The organism is Streptomyces sp. NPDC058375 (genome assembly GCF_042723425.1).
GTDB lineage: Bacteria > Actinomycetota > Actinomycetes > Streptomycetales > Streptomycetaceae > Streptomyces > Streptomyces durocortorensis.
Genome location: NZ_JBHXJG010000023.1, coordinates 29,845 through 46,491 on the forward strand (window position 1 = coordinate 29,845; position 16,647 = coordinate 46,491).

Annotated in this window: 21 protein-coding genes; 15 read left to right on the forward strand and 6 right to left on the reverse strand. The window is 69.7% G+C overall.

Annotated elements, in window-relative coordinates:
* The first annotated feature begins 24 nt into the window (after positions 1-24).
* Entirely contained in the window at positions 25-762 is a 738-nt protein-coding gene (locus ACFWM7_RS06485) for an MBL fold metallo-hydrolase (protein WP_383255788.1), read from the forward strand.
* On the opposite strand, the gene ACFWM7_RS06490 is transcribed toward ACFWM7_RS06485, so the two are convergent.
* Entirely contained in the window at positions 746-1,525 is a 780-nt protein-coding gene (locus tag ACFWM7_RS06490; protein ID WP_383255790.1) for a GDSL-type esterase/lipase family protein, read from the reverse strand. The two genes, ACFWM7_RS06485 and ACFWM7_RS06490, sit on opposite strands and share 17 nt — an antisense overlap.
* On the opposite strand from ACFWM7_RS06490, the gene ACFWM7_RS06495 reads away from it, so the two are divergent.
* From ACFWM7_RS06495 to ACFWM7_RS06515, 5 genes are all read left to right on the forward strand, one after another.
* A complete protein-coding gene (locus tag ACFWM7_RS06495) occupies positions 1,524-2,552 on the forward strand; it encodes a WD40 repeat domain-containing protein (protein ID WP_383255792.1) in 1,029 nt (342 codons plus the stop codon). The two genes, ACFWM7_RS06490 and ACFWM7_RS06495, sit on opposite strands and share 2 nt — an antisense overlap.
* Positions 2,553-2,656: 104 nt before the next feature.
* Complete coding sequence (locus ACFWM7_RS06500) at positions 2,657-2,998, forward strand: hypothetical protein (RefSeq protein ID WP_383255794.1); 342 nt, start codon at positions 2,657-2,659, stop codon at positions 2,996-2,998.
* Positions 2,999-3,407: 409 nt separating this feature from the next.
* Entirely contained in the window at positions 3,408-3,851 is a 444-nt protein-coding gene (locus ACFWM7_RS06505; protein ID WP_383255796.1) for a hypothetical protein, read from the forward strand.
* 8 nt (positions 3,852-3,859) lie between these two features.
* On the forward strand, positions 3,860-5,605 hold the full coding sequence (locus ACFWM7_RS06510; RefSeq protein ID WP_383255801.1) for an alpha/beta hydrolase: 1,746 nt from the start codon (positions 3,860-3,862) through the stop codon (positions 5,603-5,605).
* Positions 5,602-6,579 (forward strand): hypothetical protein, encoded by a 978-nt coding sequence (locus tag ACFWM7_RS06515; protein ID WP_383255805.1) that lies wholly within the window; start codon positions 5,602-5,604, stop codon positions 6,577-6,579. Before ACFWM7_RS06510 ends, ACFWM7_RS06515 begins: the two co-directional genes overlap by 4 nt.
* Positions 6,580-6,625: 46 nt before the next feature.
* On the opposite strand, the gene ACFWM7_RS06520 is transcribed toward ACFWM7_RS06515, so the two are convergent.
* The 3 genes from ACFWM7_RS06520 to ACFWM7_RS06530 form a co-directional block, all read right to left on the reverse strand.
* Complete coding sequence (locus tag ACFWM7_RS06520) at positions 6,626-7,921, reverse strand: hypothetical protein (protein ID WP_383255808.1); 1,296 nt, start codon at positions 7,919-7,921, stop codon at positions 6,626-6,628.
* Between the two features lie 382 nt (positions 7,922-8,303).
* Positions 8,304-8,705 carry a PPOX class F420-dependent oxidoreductase gene (locus ACFWM7_RS06525; protein ID WP_383255811.1) on the reverse strand — a complete coding sequence of 134 codons (402 nt, stop codon included), beginning with the start codon at positions 8,703-8,705 and terminating at the stop codon, positions 8,304-8,306.
* A 31-nt stretch (positions 8,706-8,736) separates the two neighbouring features.
* Positions 8,737-9,672 (reverse strand): TetR/AcrR family transcriptional regulator, encoded by a 936-nt coding sequence (locus ACFWM7_RS06530; protein ID WP_383255813.1) that lies wholly within the window; start codon positions 9,670-9,672, stop codon positions 8,737-8,739.
* A gap of 127 nt (positions 9,673-9,799) precedes the next feature.
* Between ACFWM7_RS06530 and ACFWM7_RS06535 the strand changes: the two genes are divergently transcribed.
* From ACFWM7_RS06535 to ACFWM7_RS06545, 3 genes are all read left to right on the forward strand, one after another.
* Complete coding sequence (locus ACFWM7_RS06535) at positions 9,800-10,816, forward strand: ATP-binding cassette domain-containing protein (RefSeq protein ID WP_383255815.1); 1,017 nt, start codon at positions 9,800-9,802, stop codon at positions 10,814-10,816.
* Positions 10,813-11,652 (forward strand): ABC transporter permease, encoded by an 840-nt coding sequence (locus ACFWM7_RS06540; RefSeq protein ID WP_383255817.1) that lies wholly within the window; start codon positions 10,813-10,815, stop codon positions 11,650-11,652. The genes ACFWM7_RS06535 and ACFWM7_RS06540 overlap by 4 nt, the downstream gene beginning before the upstream one ends.
* Before the next feature lie 152 nt (positions 11,653-11,804).
* A complete protein-coding gene (locus ACFWM7_RS06545; protein WP_383255821.1) occupies positions 11,805-12,341 on the forward strand; it encodes a GNAT family N-acetyltransferase in 537 nt (178 codons plus the stop codon).
* A gap of 12 nt (positions 12,342-12,353) precedes the next feature.
* Here ACFWM7_RS06545 and ACFWM7_RS06550 read toward each other — a convergent pair whose 3' ends face one another.
* Entirely contained in the window at positions 12,354-12,818 is a 465-nt protein-coding gene (locus ACFWM7_RS06550) for a MarR family winged helix-turn-helix transcriptional regulator (RefSeq protein WP_383255824.1), read from the reverse strand.
* Between the two features lie 147 nt (positions 12,819-12,965).
* Here ACFWM7_RS06550 and ACFWM7_RS06555 point away from each other — a divergent pair, with 147 nt between their 5' ends.
* The 6 genes from ACFWM7_RS06555 (at position 12,966) to ACFWM7_RS06580 (ending at position 15,892) form a co-directional block, all read left to right on the forward strand.
* Positions 12,966-13,619 (forward strand): hydrolase, encoded by a 654-nt coding sequence (locus ACFWM7_RS06555; protein ID WP_383255826.1) that lies wholly within the window; start codon positions 12,966-12,968, stop codon positions 13,617-13,619.
* 79 nt (positions 13,620-13,698) lie between these two features.
* On the forward strand, positions 13,699-14,007 hold the full coding sequence (locus ACFWM7_RS06560) for a GNAT family N-acetyltransferase (protein ID WP_383255829.1): 309 nt from the start codon (positions 13,699-13,701) through the stop codon (positions 14,005-14,007).
* Positions 14,008-14,023: 16 nt separating this feature from the next.
* Entirely contained in the window at positions 14,024-14,293 is a 270-nt protein-coding gene (locus ACFWM7_RS06565) for a (4Fe-4S)-binding protein (protein WP_383255831.1), read from the forward strand.
* Complete coding sequence (locus ACFWM7_RS06570; protein WP_383255835.1) at positions 14,286-14,675, forward strand: nuclear transport factor 2 family protein; 390 nt, start codon at positions 14,286-14,288, stop codon at positions 14,673-14,675. The genes ACFWM7_RS06565 and ACFWM7_RS06570 overlap by 8 nt, the downstream gene beginning before the upstream one ends.
* A gap of 38 nt (positions 14,676-14,713) precedes the next feature.
* The gene (locus ACFWM7_RS06575) at positions 14,714-15,436 is read left to right on the forward strand and encodes a class I SAM-dependent methyltransferase (protein ID WP_383255838.1); all 723 of its coding nucleotides are present in this window, start codon (positions 14,714-14,716) and stop codon (positions 15,434-15,436) included.
* Between the two features lie 42 nt (positions 15,437-15,478).
* Positions 15,479-15,892 (forward strand): DUF4259 domain-containing protein, encoded by a 414-nt coding sequence (locus tag ACFWM7_RS06580; protein ID WP_383255840.1) that lies wholly within the window; start codon positions 15,479-15,481, stop codon positions 15,890-15,892.
* Positions 15,893-15,903: 11 nt separating this feature from the next.
* Here the strand turns inward: ACFWM7_RS06580 and ACFWM7_RS06585 are convergent, their stop codons facing one another.
* The gene (locus ACFWM7_RS06585; protein WP_383255844.1) at positions 15,904-16,515 is read right to left on the reverse strand and encodes a Uma2 family endonuclease; all 612 of its coding nucleotides are present in this window, start codon (positions 16,513-16,515) and stop codon (positions 15,904-15,906) included.
* Between the last annotated feature and the right edge of the window lie 132 nt (positions 16,516-16,647).

A 16,647-nucleotide genomic window follows, 5' to 3' on the forward strand; every position in this document is an offset into this window, starting at 1 on the left:
CGGCCGAGCTGACAGGCTGGCCGTATGACGCAGCGTACGAACGAGACCGTCGCACTGCACCGCCTCGATCTCGGCTTCTTCGTCCGGCCCGCGTCCGAGACCGGCGGGCCGCACCCCAGAGTCGAACCCGTGCTCGCCTACCTCGTCGAGCACGAGCGCGGGCGGATTCTCTTCGATACGGGTATCGGGGCGGGGGATCCCGGGGCCGAAGCGCACTACCGGCCCCGGCGGCGACCGCTGGAAGGCGCGCTTGCCGCCGCGGGGGCGGCACTTGAGGACGTGGCGCTCGTCGTGAACTGTCACCTTCACTTCGACCACATCGGCGGAAATCCTCTGTTGGCCGGGGTGCCCGTCCTGGTCCAGGAGACCGAGCTGGCCGTCGCGCGGCGGGGCGGGTACACCATCGACGCCCTGGTCGACTTCCCCGGTGCGGTGTACGAGGAGCTCTCCGGGGAAGCTGAGGTCTGGCCCGGGGTGTGGGTCGTTCCGACTCCCGGGCATACGGCAGGACATCAGTCGCTGGTGGTCCGGCAGGGGGACGGTACGGCCGTCGTCCTCGCCGGGCAGGCCCACGACTTCGCCTCGCACTACGCCTCCGACGAGCTGGCCCGTCGCGCCGCCCTCGACGGGGTGGCGCAGCCGCTTCCGCCGTATCGGCCCTGGCTGGACCGGCTGGCCGCGTTCGATCCGCAGCGGGTGTTCTTCGCGCACGACTGCTCGGTGTGGGAGCCGGCCTCGGGGCGGGTCAGCCCTCCGCGGTGACCGGTCCGCCGACCAGCGCCGGCTGCCCCGCGTACGGGCCGCCCAGCCCCCACGCCTGGTGCATCGCGTCGGCGAACGCGGCGGCGAGGAGGTGTTCGCCCGTCGGGCCGGGGTGCGTGCCGTCGTACGTGTCCGTGTGGATGTCGTATCCCGGCGGGTGCGAGGCCAGGAGCAGCGGGGAGGCGGGAGTGTCGAGGTCGGCCACCGCCTTGGCCAGCAGCTCGTTGAAGTGGGCGCAGGAGGCGGCGAAGGGCGCGTCCGTCTCGGCCCGGACGTTCGGTATCACCGGGAGCAGCACCATGCGGAGGTGCGGGTTCGCCGTCCGGGCCGCCTCGATGAACGTGCGGGCGTTCGCCGCCGTCTGCTCGGCGTCCGTGTAGAACCCGAGGTCTATCAGGCCCAGCGAGACCAGCAGGACGTCCGCCTTCGCCTCGCGCACCGCGTCCGCGATCACCGGGGCCATGTGCAGCCAGCCCTCGCCCCAGCCCGACAGGTGGCGGCGGGCGGGCGGCGGGAAGGACGGGTCGGCGTACGCGTGGGAGAGCGGGGCGTTCGCCTCGGCGTCGTACAGCGTCGCGCGCGGGCCGACGATCTCGTACGGGAGGCCGGGGAACGCCTCCAGGTGCTGCCACATCCGGTAGCGCCAGGTGACGTCGCCGGCGCGCCCGATGGTCATGGAATCGCCGACGAAGAGGAAACGCATGGCGTCATCATGGCCGATCACGGCTCCGGCCTGCGACGTGACGATGGACACTTGGGCCATGCGTTCGTATCTGACCGGCCCGGCGGGCACCCGTGCCGCCGCCCTCGCCGCCGCTCTTCTGCTGCTCCCCGGGGCCGGTCCGGCCGTGGCCGACAACGGGCGGCCCGACCGTGACTTCACGATCGAGGACCCCCGCATCACGGAGTCCAGCGGCCTCGCCGCCAGCCGTGCGCACCCCGGCGTCTACTGGACGCACAACGACAGCGACGACGGCCCCTACGTCTTCGCCGTCGACTCCCGCACCGGCAAGACCCTCGCCACCATCACCATGCGGGGGGTCGGGGAGCCGAGGGACGTCGAGGGCATCTCGATCGGGCCGGACGGCGACCTCTACGTCGGTGACATCGGGGACAACCTGGACGGCTCGTGGAGCCATGTCTGGATCTACCGCTTCCCCGAGCCGAAGGAACTGCGCGACGCCACCGTGAACGCCGTCCAGTACGACGTGAAGTACGCCGACGGGGCCCGCAACGCCGAGGCGCTGATGGTCCACCCGAAGACCGGCCGCGTCTACATCGCCTCCAAGAACGAGGACGGCGGCGGCCTCTACGAAGGGCCCGCGAAGCTCACCGCCGGGGCCGTGAACACGTTCCGGCGGGTCGGTGAGGTGCCGTGGGTCACGGACGGGGCCTTCTCGCCCGACGGGAAGCGCCTGGTGCTGCGCTCGTACTTCAGCGCCCGCGAGTACGCCTTCGAGAACGGCCGCCTCGGCGAGGACCGCTCGGTCGCCGCCCCGTTCCAGCGGCAGGCCGAGTCGGTGACGTACACGGCGGACGGCTCGGCGCTCATGTTCGGCTCGGAGGGGGCCCGGAGCGGTGTCGTCCGGGTGGAGGCGGAGGGCGGCGGCTCCGGCGGGGGCGGCCAGGAGCAGGGGAAGCCCTCGTCGGGGAGCGGTGGCGCCGGTGGTGAAGCCGGTGACCAGGGCGGTGGCGGGGAAGGCGACGGCAAGGGCGGTGCCGGGCTCGGTGCGGCGATCGTCGTCGGGGTGGGCATCCTGTGGTTCGCGCTCCGGCGGAAGCGGGGATAGGGGCAAGGGCAGGGCTGAGCTCCGGCTGGTAGCCCGGCCAGCCCGCGAACAAGTCCCAGGCGGTCAAGGACCATGTGTGCTCCGTCCGGTTGGATCAGACGAGGGTGGGCAGCTACTTCGTCGCCGTGTGTACTCCGCTGCCCGAGGGGTCGGCCCAAGGCCTTCTGTTCGACCACAACTCCCGTGAGGTGCCGTTCGCGAAGCGAGTGACGCGGACGCTGTACACGGCTCTGGGCTGTGCCCGTGAGGCGGCCGGCCGTACCATCCGAGACGACGGGTTGGTCGATTTCGCCCGCTTCGCCCCTGGCGGTCTTTCGGTCAATCTCTGCGAGGCGTTCGTCAAGATCGGAGGGGATGACGTGCCGGGATTTTCCTTCGGCTTCACATGGTCCCCCGACCTGCCGGTGGAGCAGCCGACACCCCGCATCAGGCTGGCCGCGCCTTAGCTCGCGGCCCTGGACGTGGGAGTCAAAGACCTGCGGGCGCGCCTGAGGCGAAAGGATATGACGCTGCTGGGATCCGTGGTTCGCCTGCATCGTGAGCTTCCTTGCGGAGCGGGTGCGGTCACGGTCGCCGGGTACTTCGAGGGCTGCGACGGAAGCAGGCCGCCGCGCGTCCGGATGACCTTGGACCACCACGACTACGGGAAGGCCGCCGAGTCTCACCGCCGGGGTGACAGGGTGACGGGGTGCTGGTGCGAGGGGACCTCGTAGCCCTCGGCAATGCACCGTGTTTGGACAATGTTCGTCGTTCGTCGTGCGACGTGTGTCCGAGTAAGGACACTCGGAGGCGGTACATGAGTGCGCCTTGGCCTTCAGGGGCTCCGGGGCGCGACGGGCTTCAGGGGGTACGGGGATGGCGTGGGATGAGTGGGAACAGCTCAAGGCCGAGGCCGCTCAGCGGCATACGGTGCAGGTGCGGCTCAACCAGGTGGGCGAGGGCCCCGATGAGGGCCTCGGAGGAGTCCGGTCGAGCAAGGTGTCCTGGACGCGGGCGGGCGAGAGCGTCGGCAAACTGGCAGGGAACGCCCGGAAGGCCTTGTCGGAGTTGAAGCATGAACAGTCCGGAGCCGCAGTCAACGCTGAAGTCCTGAGCGGAGCGGCACAGAAGGGCGTCTATCGGTCCTGGAGCAAGTACATCACCCGGGTGCGCGACAGGTGCGTCGCTCTCCAGGACCTGTTGGAGAAGACGGGGAACGACCAGTTCAAGAACGACGACGCGGTTCGTGCTGCGTTCGACGGGTTGGCCAAGAAGTACGAGGATACCGACGGCGGCGGTCACGACAGTCGGGCGCGGTGATCCGGACTGTGGACTACGCAACGCTCAAATCTCTAAGGATCTCTGATTTCGAGAACGCGGCAGATGGCTACCGCAAGGCCAGCAGTATGGCCAGTCAAGCCAAGGATGATCTCTACAATCAGGTGATTCCTGGGATGCAGAAGTCCCTCCGTGGCGAGGCGCTGAACGCAGCAGTGACGCAACTTCGGGAGCTGTCCAAGAATTTCCAGTACGCCCAGGTCGAGTGTGGCTTGATCAGTGCCGCACTCAACGCATTCGCTCTGGAACTGCGGCTGGCGAAAGTCAAGCTCGACCTCGCCGTCGGCGACGCGACAGACGCCCACCTCCGGGTTCGGGGCGACGGTTCGGTCAGCTACGGGGCCTGGAGCGGGCCGGCGGGCAGTGAGAACATCCCCGGCGGCACGGTGTCGGGTGGGGCCGCGCTGGTGCAGGGGCCGGGTATCAACCCGAACCACAATGCGGCTCAAACCTACGTCAATCGCATCGCCGAGGCTATAAAAGAGGCCACCGAGGTGGATGCGAAATGGTCGGCGAAGCTCAAAAATCTCGAAGCGGACGACGATCTTACGGTGTCCGGTCGCGACTGGATTAACACCCGCCACGACGTGAGAGGCACTCTCAAGGGTGCTGAGGATTACCTGAACCTCATTCTTGAGCCCCCCAAGAACGGAACCCCTGAAGAGAATGCAGAGTGGTGGGACGGGCTTACTGAGGAGCAGAGGAGTGACTATGCTTCACTCAATATCGCCACGGTCGGTACCCTGGATGGGCTGCCCTCGGAAATTCGTGATGAAGGGAACAGGTATACCTTGCGAGCCACCTCTGCCAGATGGGAGATGGAGCGTGAGCGATTGATTTTGATGCGGGACCTGCTCTCGCGGGACGGGCGGTTCGTGAACCGTTCAATCGAGAACAGGTTGAAAGGAATTGATAAGAAATTGGCTGGCCTGAATAAGGTGCAGCAACACCTCGACTCCACCGGCGAGAAAGGAATTCCAGAGCTATACCTGCTCGGTATCGACACCGAAAAGAATGGACATGCCATAGTTTCGGTCGGAAACCCCGACGAGGCGGACAATGTGATGACGTACGTGCCTGGCATGAATACGAAACTTGAAACGGTCGGGGGAGACATCGAAAGGGCTGAGATCCTTTACAGTCAAGCGGTTGAGATGGGAGATTCGGACCAGAAGTATGCCTCGTTGATGTGGCTCGGTTACGATGCGCCACAGAGTCCTGTGGCGGTGGCCAAGGAGGGTTTGGCGAATCAAGGGGCGCCGGTCCTCAATGACTTTCTGGACGGATTGCAGGCTTCGCATCAGGGCGAGCCTGCCAACGACACTCTGTTGGGGCACAGCTATGGGTCGCTGGTCTCCGGGAAGATGCTCTCCGGGGATGAGACTCCGCCCGTTGATGCCGCTATTTTTGTCGGCAGCCCGGGAGTGGGGGTGGATCATGCGGCTGACTTGAATCTTCCACCGGAGAACGTGTGGGCGGGGAAGTCTCGCAACGATGTAGTTGCGAGCCTTCCGACGCGGTCCATCTATAATCCCTGGAGCTGGGGCGAGCGACCCTTTGGGGTTGACCCCACGGACCCAGGTTTTGGTGGGCAGCAGTTCGAAGTGCAAGACGGAAGCAAGTGGCCTCCGTTTGCTGCACACAGCCTCTACTGGGATGAAAACTCAAAATCCCTGAAGAATATGGCGCTGATCGTGAACGGCGAGTATCCGATGAGTGGGGCGGAATCGGAGTGAAAACTGGGCGTCTGCTCTGCCTGATCGTCAGTATTTTCTTCCTCGCGGCCGGGTGCGGTGCAAGCGGCGACGATTCGACAGGGCGCAGTGAATCGAGTGGTTCCGCTGCTCAAAATGGAGGCACGGGAATGGATATGAGTCAGGCGGAGCGCACTGCTGAGGCGCTGATCAGGGAAGCCATTCATGGGGTGACTCCCGAGCCAACTCTTGAGTCGTTCGGTGGGGGAGTGAGGTCCTGCAAGGAACCCAGTGACGGCGGATCCGAGGAACGTGTCACGTTGACGCGTAACTACCGACTAAAAGGTATTCCGCGAGAATCGGCAGAAGATGTCGTTCGCAAGGTCTTCGGGAACTGGAAGGAAGCTGGTCACGTTGTAGACGACGCGCCGGCCTACGGGCGTCGCGTGGTAGCCGCCAACTTGAGGAGCAAGCCCGACGATTTCCTTATGCAGGTAGCGATGGGGATGAGCGGCCAACTGAGTGTAGGCGTCACCTCTCCCTGCTTCTGGGACCGGGAACCAGCGCCGTCGTCCCTTGGTCACCCGGCTCCCCGGACCGATGCCGAGTTGCAGGAACGCCAGGAAGCAATGAACGGTGTGCGAGCTGTTTCCAGTCAGATTCTGGACAGCCTTGATGACGGACGGCCTTCCCATGAGGAGCCGGCCGTTCTCGTGCGTCCGCAGGACGGTTCGTGCTACGCCGGTCACCAGTGGACGTACACCTGCGAGGACGCTCCGTCCGCGGAGCGCGCCTTCCACCACATGGTGCGTTCGCTGAGGGAGCGCGGTTGGCAGACGCGGGAGCCGAGTGCGGAGGAGGTGGCACAGGCCGGAGACGCAGTCGTTGCTCTGACACCGGACGATCACGAGGCGGGGGCCGGCGTGACCCGGGCTCACGGTGACGCGGTCATCCGCGTTTCCGCCGCCTGGGAACGGGAGTGGCCGCCTCCCTATATGCGCCAGGACGTCCAGTAGGACGACCGCGCGAGGGCCCAAGTCTGTGCTCACCGTCACGGACAGGTCAGGCGGCAGTCTGCGCGTGGTCGGTCCGGCAGTCGCGGCAGCGTCCTGGTGTGGGGGAGCGGAAGGCGCGTTCGCAGCCGTCGCAGGTCTGGAACGGCGTGACGGTGACGCGGGGGGCGTGCACCACGAGGTCGTGTGCGCCGGGGAGCGGTGGGGGCAGCAGGGCGGTGAGCCGGTGCCTGAGGAGCTTCGCGGGGTGTCGGAGCGGCTGAGGTGGGTCAGTGGTGAGGGCGTGGCGGATGGTGTCGGGGTGGGCCTCGCGTTCCAGCCAGGCTGCGACTGCCGGGGCGAGTTGCTGGATCTCGTCCTCGGAGAGCGTGAACTCCGGTGCGTGACGCCGGAGATCGGCCAGGAGAGCGGTGGCCGCGCGGTGTAGCTCCAGAGTGAGCTCGTGGGGGTGGGGAAGCGGCCGGGGCGGCGGCTTGGGGGCGGTCGGGGGTGGGACGAGCGGGACGAGCGGGACGAAGAGCGAGGTGGCCGGCTGGGGTGGTGGTCCGGGCGCGCGCGGGGGTGTGGTCGCGAGGGGCGATACGGGCTCGGGAGCGGGTGCCGGGGCCGGTACGGGCTGGGGCGTGGGGGCCGGGGCCAGTACGGGCTGGGGCGTGGGGGCCAGCACTTGTACGGGCTGGGGCGCGGGGCCCGGCACCTGTACGGGCTGGGGCGCGGGGCCCGGCACCTGTACGGGCTGGGGCGCGGGGGCCGGCGCCTGTACGGGCTGGGGCGCGGGGGCCAGGACTTGTACCGGCTGGGGCGCGGGGGCCAACGCTGGTACGGGCTGAAGCGTGGGTGCCGGAGCTGGTACGGGCTGGGGCAGGGGTGCGGGGACCTGGGCCGGGACCGGTGCCGGGTTTCGGTTCGGCGGAGGCGTCGGCGGCGGGGCCTGCTGAGTGGCGGGCTGATGTGGGGGCGTCTTCAGGGGCCGTAACAGCCCTGAGGGCTGGTTGCAGAAGACCGTGCGGGTGACGATCCGACCGTCCGGCAGACGAGTACGGGTTCGTTGCAGGTAGCCGTGGGCTTCCAGTTCGCGCAGGGCGGCGGCGATGAGCTTCTCGCCCTCGCGGAAGCGGGCGGCGAGGGCCTTGACGCCGACTTCGGTGCCTTGGGGCAGGGACTGGATGCGTACGGCGAAGCCCACGGCCGTGGTGCTGAGGCCGGCGTGCTGGGCCAGGTGGTTGCCGACGACGGTGAAGCGGTCGGTGTGCGGGATGACGATGTGGATCACGCCTCGTGCCGGGAGAGGTCCGGGAACCTCTGCCAGGGCGCGGGTGAGGGCGGTATTCTGCTGGGCATCCATCGGGAAGGGGCTTCTTCCTTGGTGGCCAGGCCCTCGGTTGGGATTGCACTCCCGGTCGGGGGCCGACGTATGTCGGGTGTGGTGCTGGCGAGAGCATATGCCGGACAACCGGCACCAAATCCAGTGGAGTTGGCAAACCTCACCCGTGTGAGTGACGAACCCCCTGGGATGCGTCAGGTAGAGGCCGGGGTGGGTCGGGTGGGGTTATTTCTCTTGGTTCTTTAAGTAGCTGATGTCGCGGGTCACCGGGTCGCGGTCGTTCGCGATCCGGTGGCGGGATTTCGCGGGCCACCGGGTCGCGCTGAGGTGCGATCCGGTGGCGGAACCCTTGCGTGCGGAGACTGTCCGGGGCTTGTCCGGTTCGGCGGCTCCCGCACGTCCCTCAGTTCTCGTCCGTCACCGGCCACACCTCGTAGTGCAGCGTCCGGTCCCGCTTCAGCCGGTGCGCGAGCGGGACGAGCACGCCCTGCACGACCGGATACTTGCGCGACAGCATCCGCGCCGCGTGCGTGTTCTCCTTCGTGCCCGGCCGCAGCAGGCGTGCGTGCGCCCTGATCTGGGGTCCGGTCGGGACACCCCGCACCGTGCAGGGGGCGAGCTCCACCCGCGGGTGGTTGCGCATCCGCTCGACCTTCCAGGCGGAGGAGAACGTGCGGATGAACGCATGATCGCCCTCGACGGCGATGTTGACCGGTGTGCCGACGGAGGTCCCGTCCTGCCGGTGGGTGCTCAGCAGGACGGCGTACTGCTTGACGAAAGGAGCGAGCTCCCGGCTGGCGTCCATACATCCATTGGGGCACGGGCCGGCCGCCCTGTCATGTGCGGGACGCCGCCCGTTCCCGGACCAGCGCGTCGAAACCGGCGATGAGCCGTTGCAGCCCGAACTCGAACTGGTCGAATTCGGGGCTGAAGGTGTCCTCCGACATGCTCGCCATCATCGGGTACGCGCCGCTGAGCATGGCCCGCTCCAGGAACGGGCGCTGGTGGTCCCAGAACACCTCGTCGCTCAGCCCGGTCTGCCGTACCGCCTCCGCCGCGTCGGCCTGGGTGCGGGCGAGGCCCTCCACGAAGCTGTTGACCGTGATGATCACGCCGATCAGCTCGGGGTCGCGCAGCCCCATGCCCCGCAGGCCGGTGAGCGCGAGCTCCAGTCCACGCAGGGCGCTGGGGCCGAGCACCGTACGGGCCTGGTTGATCTTCAGCAGCCAGGGGTGGCGGCGCAGGTTGTCCAGGTAGTCGCGGGCCATGGTGTCGACGGCCGCCCGCCAGTCGGCGGGGGCGGGGGGCGCCTCGGCGGGGGCCGCGGATGCGTCGGCGGAGGCTGCGGGCGTCCCGGCGGGGACTGCGGGTGAGTCGGCCGGGGCTCCGGGTGAGTCGGCCAGGTCTGCGGGCGCGTCGTCGGCCCGGCCCTCGGCGGAGGGCAGGGGCTCGCCCAGCACCCGGTCGAGCATCAGGTCCAGCAGCTCGGCCTTGCCGGGGACGTACCGGTAGAGCGACATCGTGCCCGTGCCCAGCTCGGTGGAGAGGCGGCGCATCGAGACGGCGGCCAGCCCTTCCGCGTCCGCGACGGCGACCGCGGCGGTGACGATCCGGTCCAGGGTGAGGCCCGGCTTGGGGCCGCGGCCGGGGCGCTCCCCGGTGCCCCACAGGAGCTCCAGGCTGCGTGCGATATCGCCGCTCGCGGTGTTCGTGCCGCCCGCGCCGTCCGTGCCGTTCGTCGCCACTGTCGTTCCGTCTTTCGCTTTCGCCATGGGGTCAGCGTAGTGCTCCGGAGCGGTTTTGGGTACACCGTACTCGTATTGGGGTACGGTGTACCCAGTGTGGAGTACGGTGTACTCAGTTCGCTTCCGGTCAGTCGGAGAAACAGGGGGTTGTGCCATGTCCGCATCCGCATCCGCATCCGTATCCGGGTACGCGGTGCTCGCCGAAGGTGTCGTAAAGCGGTACCGGGGGAAGGGCGGGCCGGAGAAACGGGCGCTCGACGGGTTCGACCTCGCCGTCCGCCCCGGCACCGTCCACGGCCTGCTCGGCCCGAACGGGGCCGGCAAGACCACCGCCGTACGGATCCTCGCCACCCTCCTGCGGTACGACACGGGTCGCGCCGAGGTCGCCGGGCTCGACGTGGCGCGCGAACCCCGCCGCGTACGGAGCCGGATCGGGCTCGCCGGCCAGTACGCGGCCGTCGACGAGGGCCTCACCGGGCGGCAGAACCTGGAGATGTTCGGGCGCCTCTTCCACCTCGGCAACCGCCGGGCCCGGCAGCGCGCCGCGGAACTGCTGGAGCGGTTCGACCTGACCGAGGCGGCCGACAAGGGCGCCGGCGCATACAGCGGTGGCATGCGGCGGCGGCTCGACCTCGCCTCCTCGATGATCCTCCAGCCCGACGTGCTCTTCCTGGACGAGCCGACCACCGGGCTCGACCCACGCGGCCGCGGCGAGGTCTGGGAGGCGGTCCGGGCGCTGGTGGCGGGCGGGACGACGGTGTTGCTGACCACGCAGTACCTCGACGAGGCCGACCGGCTCGCCTCGCGCATCACCGTCATCGACCGGGGGCGGGCCATCGCCGACGACACCCCGGACGCGCTGAAGGACCGGGTCGGCGGCGACCGGATCGAGGTCGTCGCCGCCGACCCGGGGGACCTGGACGCGGTGGCGAAGACCGTCGACCGGGTGGCCGGGGGCGGGCTCGTCGTCACCGACGCCCCCGCCCGCCGGGTGCACGCCCAGGTCGCCGACCGGGTGGCCGCCCTCACCGAGGTGGCCCGGAGCCTCCAGGACGCCGGTATCGCGGTGGAGGACATCGGGCTGCGCCGCCCGAGCCTGGACGACGTGTTCCTGCGCCTGACGGGACACGGAGCCGAGAACCGCGACGCCCTGGAGGTGGCGGCGGCATGACCGCACTCGAACGCAATCCCGCGGCGACGGCCGGACCCCCCGCCGGCGGCCTGGCCTACTGGGCGGTCCTCGACTGCTGGAACATCACCCGCCGCACCCTCACCCAGTACCAGCGCCAACCCGTGGCGGTCGTCTGGCAGTTGGGCTTCCCGATCCTCTCCGTCCTGCTGTACGGATACGTCTTCGGCAGTGCGATGAAGGTGCCCGGGGGAGGGGACTACCGGGAGTTCCTGATGCCCGGCATGTTCGCCATGACCATGGCCATGGGCTTCATGAACACCGCCGTGGCCGTCGTCACCGACGCCTCCAAGGGGGTCGTCGACCGCTTCCGGTCCATGCCGATGGCCCCCTCCGCGTTCGCCTCCGGACGCGGGGCGGCCGACCTGGTGGTGGCCGCTGCCGAGCTGACCATCCTGGCGGTCACGGCCCTGCTCATCGGCTGGCGCGCGGACGGCGGCTTGCTGGGCGCGCTCGGGGCGTTCGGGCTGCTCCTGCTGCTGCGGTTCAGCCTGATCTGGGTGGGCGTCTGGCTCGGCATGGTGGTGCCGACCCCGGAGGCGGCGGGCGGGCTGTACGCCGTCGCCTTCCCGCTCACCATGATCTCCAGCACCTTCGTGGCCCCGTCCCTGATGCCGGACTGGCTCGGCTTCGTCGCGGCCTGGAACCCGATCTCCTCGACCGCGACGGCCACCCGCGAACTCTTCGGCAACCCGGTGGCGGGCGGTGGGACCTGGGTCGAGGAACACGCCCTGCTGATGGCCGTGGTGTGGCCGCTCGTGATCACGTTGGTGTTCCTGCCGCTGGCGGTCCGCCGCTTCCAGCGCCTGAGCCGCTGAGGGCCCGAGCCGCTGAGCGCCTGAGAGCTGAGAGCTGAGGGCGCGAGCCGCTGAGCGCCTGAGAGCTGAGCGCCTGAGAGCTGAGGGCCTGAGAGCTGAGGGCCTGAAAAGGGACGGTCGGGGCGGAGGCGGAGCACGTAGGGTCGGGCACCGTGCCGACGACCCCCGCGCCCGCGCCTCCGCCTCCGCCCTTCGCCACCGCCCGCCTCGACGCGCTCCCCCTCCAACCGGCGTACGCCGAGGAGATGGCGGCCGTCCTCGCGGACCCCGCGCTGTACGTGTTCACCGGGGGCGAGCCGCCGGGCCCGGTCGCGCTGCGGTCCCGGTACGAGCGGCAGTGCGCCGGTTCGCCGGATGCGGGGGAGCGCTGGTGGAACTGGGTGCTCCGGGTCCGCGAGGACGGGAGCCTCGCCGGATACGTCCAGGCGACGGTACGGGGGCCCCGCGCGGAGATCGCCTGGGTGATCGGGACGCCGTGGCAGGGCCGGGGCTACGCGAGCGAGGCCGCGAAGGGGCTCGCGGCGTACCTCGTCTCGGCCGGAGGTGTCCGGGAACTCGTCGCCCACATCCACCCCGACCACGCCGCGTCCGCCGCCGTGGCGGTGGCGGCGGGCCTCGGCCCGACCGGGGAGTGGGAGGGCGGCGAGCGGGGGTGGGCCGCGAACGTGCCGCTGCCCCCGATGCCGTAAGCCGGAGTTCTGTCAGTCGGGCTGCTTCTCCAGGTGGGCGAGGACGCGGTTCGAGATCCGGGCCAGGGTGTCCAGCTCCTCCTGGGTGAGCGCGTCGATGAACAGCCGTCGGACGTGCTCGACGTGCACGGGCGCGGCCTCCTCGATCGCCTCGCGGCCGGCGGGCGTGGCGATGATGAACGCCCCGCGCCCGTCGTCGGGGCAGTCCTCCTTGTCCACCAGGCCGCGCTTGGCCATCCGCGCCACCTGGTGGGACATGCGGCTCTTCTCCCACTCCACCAGCTTGGTCAGGTCCATGAAGCGCATGCGCCCGCCGGCCTCGGTGAGTTTGGCCAGCACGATGTAGTCGGAGGGGGACATGCGGGAGTCTGCCTGGACCCGGCGGGAGAGCCGTCCGATGAGCTTCTCCTGCATGCGGATGAAGCCGTCCCAGGCGGCCTGCTGCTCGGGGGTCAGCCAGCGAGGCGTCGCGTTCATGCGAGGAGCGTAGCGAGGCCGTCCGGGGCGCCTTCACCGGAGTCTCGGCGTCGACGGCGAGTCACCCGCCCGAGGTGATGGTTGACGTATCAACCACCCGTGCCTAATGTTGATGACACGTCAACCATCTGGTGAAGGGGAACCCCCATGAGCACCCAGCCCAAGGCCGGACTCGACGCGCTGCTGACGCCCGAGGAAAGCGTCGTGGTGCTGATCGACCACCAGCCGTTCCAGTTCGCCAACCTGAACAGTCATGAGCCGACGATGGTCGTGAACAACGTCGTCGGGCTCGCCAAGGCCGCCAAGGCTTACGGCGTCCCGACCATCCTGACCACTGTTCTGGAGGAGCGCGGCGGGCTGCTGATCCAGGGCATCCAGGACGTGTTCCCGGAGCAGAAGCCGATCGACCGGACCTTCATCAACACCTGGCAGGACGAGCGCGTCGTCGATGCCGTCAAGGCGACCGGCCGCAAGAAGCTGATCCTCGCCGGGCTCTGGACGGAGATATGCCTGGCGATGCCGGCCATCCAGGCGGTGGGCGAGGGGTTCGAGGTCTACGCCGTCACCGACGCGTCGGGGGGCGTGTCGGCCGAGGCCCACGACATGGCGGTGCGGCGCATGATCCAGGCGGGCGTCGTGCCCATCACCTGGCTGGCCGTGATGGGCGAGTGGCAGCGCGACTGGGCCCGCGAGGAGACCGTTCCGGCGGCCGCCGAGGTGCAGGCCCAGCACGGCGGCGCCACGGGGGTGGCCTTCGCCTGGGAGACCCAGCTCCTCGCGCACGCCCGGAGCGCCGGCTGAGGCCGGGGCGGCGGAGTCGACGACGGTGCGCCACGCCGACCGGGCGGGTGCGGACGCAGGACGAACAGAGGGCAGGCACATGGCAGTCGAAGTGAAGGACGTTCCGGAAGCCAAGCGGTACGAGGCCCGGGTGGAGGGGGAGTCCGAGGTCGCGGGCGTCGCCGACTACCTCCGTACGACGGAACTCATCGCGTTCCTCCATACCGAGGTCTCGCCGGCGTACGAGGGCAAGGGGGTCGGGGCGGCGCTGGCCCGCACGGCCCTGGACGAGGCGCGGGCCGCGAATCTGCGGGTCCTGCCCACCTGCCCGTTCTTCGCCGGCTGGATCGCCCGGCACCCGGAGTACCAGGACCTGCTGTACCAGTCCCGCAGCAAGGTCAGCGACTGATCGGGCGGTGGCAGGGATGAACAGGAGTACCGGGAAGAAGTCCTACGAGGGCCGGTCGATCACCGTGACCTTCGAGGCCGGGCGCTGCCGGCACGCCGCCGAGTGCGTCCACGGCCTGCCGGAGGTCTTCGACACCGGCAGGCGCCCGTGGATCACGCCCGACGCTGCCGACGCCGAGCGCCTGGTCGACGTGGTGCGGCGCTGCCCCTCGGGCGCGCTTCAGTACGAACGCGTGGACGGCGGGGAGCCGCCCGCGCAACCACCGAGGAGACATGATCATGAGTGAACGTCCCGCAGCGGACGAGGCCCGGCGCAACACCGAGATCGTGCTCACCGCCATGCGCGAGCTCTTCGCCGAGAAGGACCTCACGGCTCTCGACCGGTACTGGGCCGAGCCCTATGTGCAGCACAGCCCCCGGATGCCGAGCGGCCTGGAGACGCTCCGTGCCACGGTGCCGGAGCTGGAGGGCTTCTCGTGGGAACCGCAGCGGATCGCGGCGCAGGGCCACCTCGTCTTCACCCACAGCGTCGTCCACGGCTGGGCGTCGGACCCCGTCGTGATCGTCGACATCTTCCGGCTGGAGGACGGCCGCATCGTCGAGCACTGGGACGTCGTCCAGGAGCTCGTCCCGCCCGGGGCGACCGTCAGCGGCCACCCGATGGTCTGACCCCCGGGCCCGGGAGGCGGCCCCTAGGGTGGTGCGCCATGACCGCAACTGATCCGGCACCCGGCTTCCTCCACACCACCCGTACCTCGTACGACGCCATGGCCCCCGCCTACGTCGATTTCACCCGCGGCGAGTTGGCCGCCAAGCCCTTGGAACGTGCGCTGTTGAGTACGTTCGCGGAACTCGCGGAGGCGAGCGGCGGCGGCCTCCCGGTGGCCGATGTCGGCTGCGGGACGGGACGGGTGACCGAGCACCTCCACGAACTCGGCCGGGGACTCGGCGTGTTCGGGATCGACCTCTCCCCGCAGATGGTCGCGGTGGCGCGGCGGGAGCATCCCGGGCTGCGCTTCGAGGAGGGTTCCATGCTCGCCCTCGACCTGCCGGACGCCTCACTGGGCGGCCTGCTCGCCTGGTACTCGACGATCCACGTACCGGACGAGGAACTGCCGCGCGTCTTCGCGGAGTTCCACCGCGTGCTCGCCCCGGGAGGCTACGTACAACTGGGCTTCCAGGTCGGCGACGAGCCGTTGCGGCTGACGGAGGCGTGGGGCCTGGAGGTCTCGCTCGTCTTCCACCGGCGGCAGCCGGAGCGGGTGGCCGAACTGCTGCGGGACGCGGGCCTGGAGGTGGTGTCCCGGGTGTGGCGGGAGCGGGAGACGGACGGGCCGTTCCCGGAGCGGGCGCCGCAGGGGTTCGTCCTTGCGCGCCGGCCGGTTGTCAGTGGCGGCTGTGAGGATGGGGACGTCAGCACGACGGACTGACCGGCACACGGGCTGACCGGCACACGGACTGAGGGGGATCCCATGGGCGCCTGGGACATCGGCCACTTCGACAACGACACCGCCGCCGACTTCGGTGGCCGGGTCGACGACGCGGAACCGGAGAGGAAGGCGGACGTGCTCCGGGCGGTCCTGGCGGCCGCCGCGGACACCGGGCCCGAGGACTATGCGGACGGCGGGGAGGAAGCGGTGGCCGCCGCCGCGCTGATCGCCGCCCAGTGCCGCGACGGAGAGCCCGTCACCACGCCGTACGGCCCGAAGAAGCCCCTGCCGCCCCTCCCCGCCGACCTGCGCCCGCTGGCCGTCCGCGCCCTGGACCGCCTCACCGCGAAGAACGCGGAGCCGCTGGACCTGTGGGCGGACGCCGGGGCGGACCAGGAGTGGCTGGCGGGGATAGCCGCGCTGCGGGCGGTGCTGGCGGGCGCGCCGGGGGAGTGAGGCCCGCGCCTTCAGCGTTTCGGGCTGCCCGCGCGCACGATCTCGTCGACGTCCAGGGCGACTTCGGCGCCGATGGAGGCGGGCAGCGGGGCTTCTTGGCCGGGGGCGTAGACCTCGTGGCGGTCGTAGCCGCTGGGGAGCGGGTCGGTCAGGACGTGGACCCGGCCGTGCTTGCGGTCGACGATGACGTAGACCGGGATCTTGGCCTGGGCGTAGGCGGTGACCTTGTGGCGGAGGTCGTTCTGGTAGTTCCCGGAGGTGACCTCCAGGACCAGCCGGAAGCAGGCAGGGTCGTAGCTGTTGTTCTCGCGCAGGTGCTCGTCGAAGTCTGCGTCGACGATCGCCAGATCGGGGATCGCGAAGTCCTGGGGGCCGCCGGGGAGCCAGAGGCCCACGCCTTGGAGGACTTCGCTCTCGCCGTCGTCGAGACCTGCGGAGATGAAGGGGCGCATGAGCTTCGTGAGCGCACGTGCGTGCGGGCCGTCCGCGGGCGGGGCCACGGTGATGACGCCTCCGATGATCTCGACGCGATGCCCCGGAAGCTGCTCGGTGAGACGGTTGGCCGTTTCCAGCAGCGTTTCCGGCTCATCGTCACAGGGGTGCTCGACTGCTGCTGCAGACATTGCGGGCCTCCTGGAATGGGCTGGTGTCGAGAGCATCATCGTAGGGCGGGACTGCCCGAGATCGCGCTTCTGGCATATGCCACCCGGTCGAGTGAAGCAGAAACGGCCCGGCACCCACGCGAGGTGCCGGGC

Coding starts and splice junctions, on each gene's coding strand:
- ACFWM7_RS06485 (WP_383255788.1), top strand. CDS start 25: ATGACGCAGCGTACGAACGAGACCGTCGCACTGCACCGCCTCGATCTC.
- ACFWM7_RS06495 (WP_383255792.1), top strand. CDS start 1,524: ATGCGTTCGTATCTGACCGGCCCGGCGGGCACCCGTGCCGCCGCCCTC.
- ACFWM7_RS06490 (WP_383255790.1), bottom strand. CDS start 1,525: ATGGCCCAAGTGTCCATCGTCACGTCGCAGGCCGGAGCCGTGATCGGC.
- ACFWM7_RS06505 (WP_383255796.1), top strand. CDS start 3,408: ATGGCGTGGGATGAGTGGGAACAGCTCAAGGCCGAGGCCGCTCAGCGG.
- ACFWM7_RS06520 (WP_383255808.1), bottom strand. CDS start 7,921: ATGGATGCCCAGCAGAATACCGCCCTCACCCGCGCCCTGGCAGAGGTT.
- ACFWM7_RS06525 (WP_383255811.1), bottom strand. CDS start 8,705: ATGGACGCCAGCCGGGAGCTCGCTCCTTTCGTCAAGCAGTACGCCGTC.
- ACFWM7_RS06530 (WP_383255813.1), bottom strand. CDS start 9,672: ATGGCGAAAGCGAAAGACGGAACGACAGTGGCGACGAACGGCACGGAC.
- ACFWM7_RS06535 (WP_383255815.1), top strand. CDS start 9,800: ATGTCCGCATCCGCATCCGCATCCGTATCCGGGTACGCGGTGCTCGCC.
- ACFWM7_RS06540 (WP_383255817.1), top strand. CDS start 10,813: ATGACCGCACTCGAACGCAATCCCGCGGCGACGGCCGGACCCCCCGCC.
- ACFWM7_RS06550 (WP_383255824.1), bottom strand. CDS start 12,818: ATGAACGCGACGCCTCGCTGGCTGACCCCCGAGCAGCAGGCCGCCTGG.
- ACFWM7_RS06555 (WP_383255826.1), top strand. CDS start 12,966: ATGAGCACCCAGCCCAAGGCCGGACTCGACGCGCTGCTGACGCCCGAG.
- ACFWM7_RS06560 (WP_383255829.1), top strand. CDS start 13,699: ATGGCAGTCGAAGTGAAGGACGTTCCGGAAGCCAAGCGGTACGAGGCC.
- ACFWM7_RS06565 (WP_383255831.1), top strand. CDS start 14,024: ATGAACAGGAGTACCGGGAAGAAGTCCTACGAGGGCCGGTCGATCACC.
- ACFWM7_RS06570 (WP_383255835.1), top strand. CDS start 14,286: ATGAGTGAACGTCCCGCAGCGGACGAGGCCCGGCGCAACACCGAGATC.
- ACFWM7_RS06575 (WP_383255838.1), top strand. CDS start 14,714: ATGACCGCAACTGATCCGGCACCCGGCTTCCTCCACACCACCCGTACC.
- ACFWM7_RS06580 (WP_383255840.1), top strand. CDS start 15,479: ATGGGCGCCTGGGACATCGGCCACTTCGACAACGACACCGCCGCCGAC.
- ACFWM7_RS06585 (WP_383255844.1), bottom strand. CDS start 16,515: ATGTCTGCAGCAGCAGTCGAGCACCCCTGTGACGATGAGCCGGAAACG.